Raw genomic sequence first — 4,344 nt, forward strand, 5'->3', positions numbered from 1 at the left:
CAGGTTTTGGGCCCATACCGGCAGATGGGTCAAAGGGAAAAACGTCCCCCCCAGAAAGGCCATGGGGGTGATCACGAAGCTGGTCATCATGGCCTGGTCGGCATGGGATTTGACGATCATGGCCAGGCCCACGGCCAGGGATGCGAAGACGAAGCTGTTAAGTATGAAGGCCAACCACAAGAGCGGCGGGTAAACGAGGACCACACCGAACAAAGCACCGAGGATGAAAATCACGCCACCGGCCAAAAGCGCCCGGGTCATGCCGGCCAGGACTTCGCCGAGCACGTAGGCGGCGTTGCTGATGGGCGCGGCCTGGAATTCCTCAAAGATATGCCAGTAAAAACGGGCGATGTTGATCTCGCTGCCGATGGCAAACGCCTGGGTCATGCTGGCCATGGCGGCCAGGCCCGGGATGAGAAATTCGATGTAGCTGTGGCCCGCGATGGTCACATGCTTGCCCATGGCGTAACCGAAGGCGATCATGTAGAGCAGCGGCGATACCGACCAGGCGCTGATCAGCTTGGTGATGCGCCGCTTGAGGATCAGGAGCTCACGGAAGTAGACGGCGGTCCAACCTTTTATCATTGCACTTTCTTCCCGGTCATTTTCAAGAAGGCATCCTCCAGGTTCACCCGGCGGATGGAAAACCCGCTGTGGTGTTCGGCTGCGTAGGCTTTGGCCGCTTCCTGGGTTTCAAAATAGGCGGTCTGCATCCCGTCGCCCTCGAAGCGATCCATGGCCCAGCGACCGACGGCAGCCATGAAATGCTGCGGCGTGTCCAGGCCCACGATACGGCCCTTGTCGATAAAGGCCACGCGCTTTGCCAAAAATTCCGCCTCTTCGATGTAGTGGGTGGTGAGAAAGATCGTGACGCCGTCCTGCTGGATTTTCTTGATCAATCCCCAGAGCCTGCGACGAATGGCGGCGTCCAACCCCACCGTGGGTTCGTCCAAAAAGAGGATCGAGGGGGCATGCAGAAGCGCCCGGGCGATCATGACGCGTCGTTTCATGCCGCCGGAGAGTTTCTTGACCAGGGTGTGGCGTTTTTCCTCCAGCTCGATGTAGCCCAAAAGTTCATCGATGCGCGGGCCGATGGCCTGGCGTCGCATGTGGTACAGGCGGCCGTGGATCAACAGATTTTCATGGACGGTCAACTCGCTGTCCAGGTTGATGTGCTGGGGCACCAGGCCGTACTGCCGCTTGGCCGCCAGGGTTTCGGTTTCGATATCGTGCCCCCCCAGCCTGGCGCTGCCGCCGGAAAGGCGGGTCAGGCCGGTGAGGATGCGGATGGTGGTGGTCTTGCCGGCGCCGTTGGGGCCCAGGTAGGCGAAAAGTTCGCCCTCGTTCACCGTCAGGTTGATGCCGGCAAGGGCCGCCACCTCGCCGTAGTTTTTTTTCAGGTTGGTAATCCGGATCATGAACCACTCGATATTCTGCTTTTTGAAAATAACGGGCTACGTAAAAAACGACGGCCATTTTCCGCTTTTCAGGAAAAGCAGGCAACTGGCAGTCGGTACAGGCCATATCAGGGACTCTCTTTCCTTCGATTTGCCCCCCCTTGTCAATGGTGGACTCGTAAAAAGCCGCAATTCCGACGGATTCGTAAAAAATGGTCGCCCCCGACGGATGAGCCGAGGAAAATTAACGATCGTTAGAACAAATTTACCGTGGCCCAAAAAGATCGGTGGTCGGTCAGGTGCATGGTCTGACGGCGGTTCATGCCCACGTTGAATCCGGACAAGCTATCGGTGGCGCGGTCCTCGTTTCTTGAGAACCGCCCCATCATTTTCTCTTTTGCCTGTTGGACAATTTCCAGGGTTACCGTACCCATCCCCTTGTCCTTGGCATAGGCCTCCACTGCCTTGCCAGCCATTTTGCGAACAAAAGGCGGCACGTTCTCGATCGCTCGCTTTGCCTCCGGAGTCCAATCCATCTCAGTGTTTTCCTCATGGCCGAGTCTGTGTTCCCCTATGGGAGAGTGTTAAGTGTAAAGTTTTAGGTGTTAAGCGAAGGATGATGACCGTTTTTTATTGTTGTGCGTGTTAAAAAACGGTCTTTTTTTTCTTGCCCGGCTTTCTGTGTAGGGGCGAAAATTTTCGCCCCTACGGACGACATCTGCATTATCCTGCCAGGGAAAACGTTAAACAATAAGGGTTAAGGAAGGGACAAGACTCTTTTTTAGAATCGACAGAATTCATCAACTTAATACTTAAAACTTAACCACTTAACACTGATTTTATGCTTAACCACCAGTCACCGAGTGGCCGTCCGTCTCTTAAGCGCCTGAACATTATCGGCAATTTCCATCAGCGGTTGCCGGCGCACCCGGTGGGGCAGCGCCAGTTCGGCGGCGGTGTCGATATCGGCTTTCTCCACCGCGTCCCGGCCGTTCCAGGCGGCCAGGGTCTTGGCGGTCTTGAGGATGATGATATCGCCCCGGTGACCGTCCACGCCCACGTCCAGGCAGCACTGGGCGATGGTGAAGAGTAATTCGCGGGCGATGGTTACCTGCGGGTACCGGACGATGGCCTGCTGAATGCGCTCGACCACAAGACGGGATTCGGCTTCCCATTGATTGCAAAATGTCTCGGGATCCTCGTCAAAGGCGGCCCGGCGCTCCATGATGGCCACCCGGTCCTCGGCATCCTGGATGCCCTCGATATGCACGCACAGGCCGAAGCGGTCCAGCAATTGGGGCCGCAGTTCGCCCTCTTCCGGGTTCATGGTGCCCACCAGGGTAAAGCGTGCCGGATGGGAAAAGCTCACCCCTTCCCGTTCGATGGTGTTAACGCCCATGGCGGCCGAGTCGAGAAGCACATCCACCACGTGATCGTCCAGCAGGTTGACCTCGTCCACGTAGAGGATGCCCCGGTGGGCGGCGGCCAGAATGCCGGGTTCGACTTGTTTTTCGCCTTTTTTCAGGGCATGTTCCAGGTCCATGGTGCCCACCACGCGATCCTCGGTGGCGCCCACGGGCAGCTCCACCACTCGAATGCCGCGGGATTGGATTTCCACGGATTCGTGTTTCAATACGGCCCGGCGGCAGTCGATACGCGAACACGCCCGGCAGACACCGTCGGCCTCGCCGACCGGCAGTTGAAACGGGCAGTCCCGGATTACCGGAATCGCCGGCAGAATGCGGGCCAGGGCGCGCACGGCCGTGGATTTGGCCGTACCTTTCTCGCCGCGAATCAGCACCCCGGAAAGGGTCGGGTTGATGATATTGAGGATCAGTGCCTGTTTCATCTTCTCCTGACCGACAATGGCGGTAAACGGGTAAATCGGTTGGGTTTTCATTGAACGCTCTCCTTGGCAATGTTGATCAGGGTGTCGGCCTTGAGGTCTTCGATCTGGAAATACTGGGCATCCATGGCGCCGGCCAGCTTGCGGGCCATGCCGAAGCGGACCAGCCCGCGGCTTTCGGTGTCCACCACGATGAAGCGGATGCGGGCATCGCTGGCCAGACGCTCGGCCAGAAGCACGGCTTCATCCAGCGGTTTGGCCTCTGTCAGGGCCATGTTGGACTTGCCGTCGGTGATCAGAATGACGATCGGCCGGGCCGTGGGTTCGCGCAGCAGGATGTTGCGGAGGACTTCATAAGACTTGGCCAAGCCGGCGGAAAGGGGTGTGCGGCCGCCCACGGGCATCTCCTTGAGCAAGGTGGCGGCCAGTTCGATGGAGGTGGTGGGTGGCAGGTTGACCACGGCCTGGTCCTTGCGGAAGGATACCATGGCGATGCGATCACGCTTCTGGTAAGCGTCCAGTAGCAGGGACATGATGGCGCCCTTGGAGGCGGTCATGCGGCCCCGCGCACCCATGGAACCGCTGGCGTCCACCAGAAAGAGAAGGACGTTGCCCACCCGTTTCTCACGGATCTTCTCGCGAATATCCTCAGGCCTCAGTTGGACGGCCAGGCCGTTGCCATTTTTGCGCCGCAACTGGTGGGGTGCCGCGGCCCGCAGGGTGGCATCCAGGGCGATGTCGCCGGATTGGCGGTTCATGGTGCTTTTCACGTAGCGGCCCTGTTTCTGGGCAATGCGGGTGCGCGAGCGCCGTCCCGAGCCCCGCCGGAAGACCCGGTCCTTGGGCGAGGCGAATTTCTTCACCTTAAAGGTTTCGCCCACATCGAAAATCTGCTCCATAACACTGTCCGGTCGGTTTTGCTCCGTTGGTTCGGTGTCGGCCTCGTTATCCGCGTTCTGCTCGGGCGGCGTGTTTTCCTCGCTGGACGGGGCCTGGGCCTCTTGGGGGTGCTGCTCGTTTTCCGGCGGTTGCTCCTCGGGATTCTCCTGTTCCTCGTTTTGCTCGTTCTCCGGCGGTGGATCATGCTCGGGCTCATGCTCG

General features: G+C 58.8%; 5 protein-coding genes. All 5 read right to left on the bottom strand.

Going from position 1 to position 4,344, the window contains the following annotated elements; translation table 11 throughout:
• A partial coding sequence (locus JCM12296_RS32745; RefSeq protein ID WP_054701932.1) for an ABC transporter permease occupies positions 1 to 585 on the bottom strand: 585 nt, incomplete at its 3' end.
• A complete protein-coding gene (locus JCM12296_RS32750; RefSeq protein ID WP_054701934.1) occupies positions 582 to 1,418 on the bottom strand; it encodes an ABC transporter ATP-binding protein in 837 nt (278 codons plus the stop codon). The genes JCM12296_RS32745 and JCM12296_RS32750, both read right to left, overlap by 4 nt.
• Positions 1,419 to 1,651: 233 nt before the next feature.
• On the bottom strand, positions 1,652 to 1,933 hold the full coding sequence (locus JCM12296_RS32755) for a PCP reductase family protein (RefSeq protein ID WP_054701937.1): 282 nt from the start codon (positions 1,931 to 1,933) through the stop codon (positions 1,652 to 1,654).
• A gap of 320 nt (positions 1,934 to 2,253) precedes the next feature.
• The gene (locus JCM12296_RS32760) at positions 2,254 to 3,297 is read right to left on the bottom strand and encodes a magnesium chelatase ATPase subunit I (protein ID WP_054701942.1); all 1,044 of its coding nucleotides are present in this window, start codon (positions 3,295 to 3,297) and stop codon (positions 2,254 to 2,256) included.
• The coding region (locus JCM12296_RS32765; protein ID WP_157068123.1) for a vWA domain-containing protein at positions 3,294 to 4,344 on the bottom strand (1,051 nt) is incomplete at its 5' end. The genes JCM12296_RS32760 and JCM12296_RS32765, both read right to left, overlap by 4 nt.

The organism is Desulfosarcina cetonica JCM 12296 (assembly GCF_001311845.1).
In the GTDB taxonomy this organism is placed as follows: domain Bacteria; phylum Desulfobacterota; class Desulfobacteria; order Desulfobacterales; family Desulfosarcinaceae; genus Desulfosarcina; species Desulfosarcina cetonica.

What these genes read in the sequence shown, in the direction of transcription:
- JCM12296_RS32760 (WP_054701942.1), bottom strand. Translation starts at nt 3,297, where the DNA reads ATGAAAACCCAACCGATTTACCCGTTTACCGCCATTGTCGGTCAGGAG.
- JCM12296_RS32755 (WP_054701937.1), bottom strand. Translation starts at nt 1,933, where the DNA reads ATGGATTGGACTCCGGAGGCAAAGCGAGCGATCGAGAACGTGCCGCCT.
- JCM12296_RS32750 (WP_054701934.1), bottom strand. Translation starts at nt 1,418, where the DNA reads ATGATCCGGATTACCAACCTGAAAAAAAACTACGGCGAGGTGGCGGCC.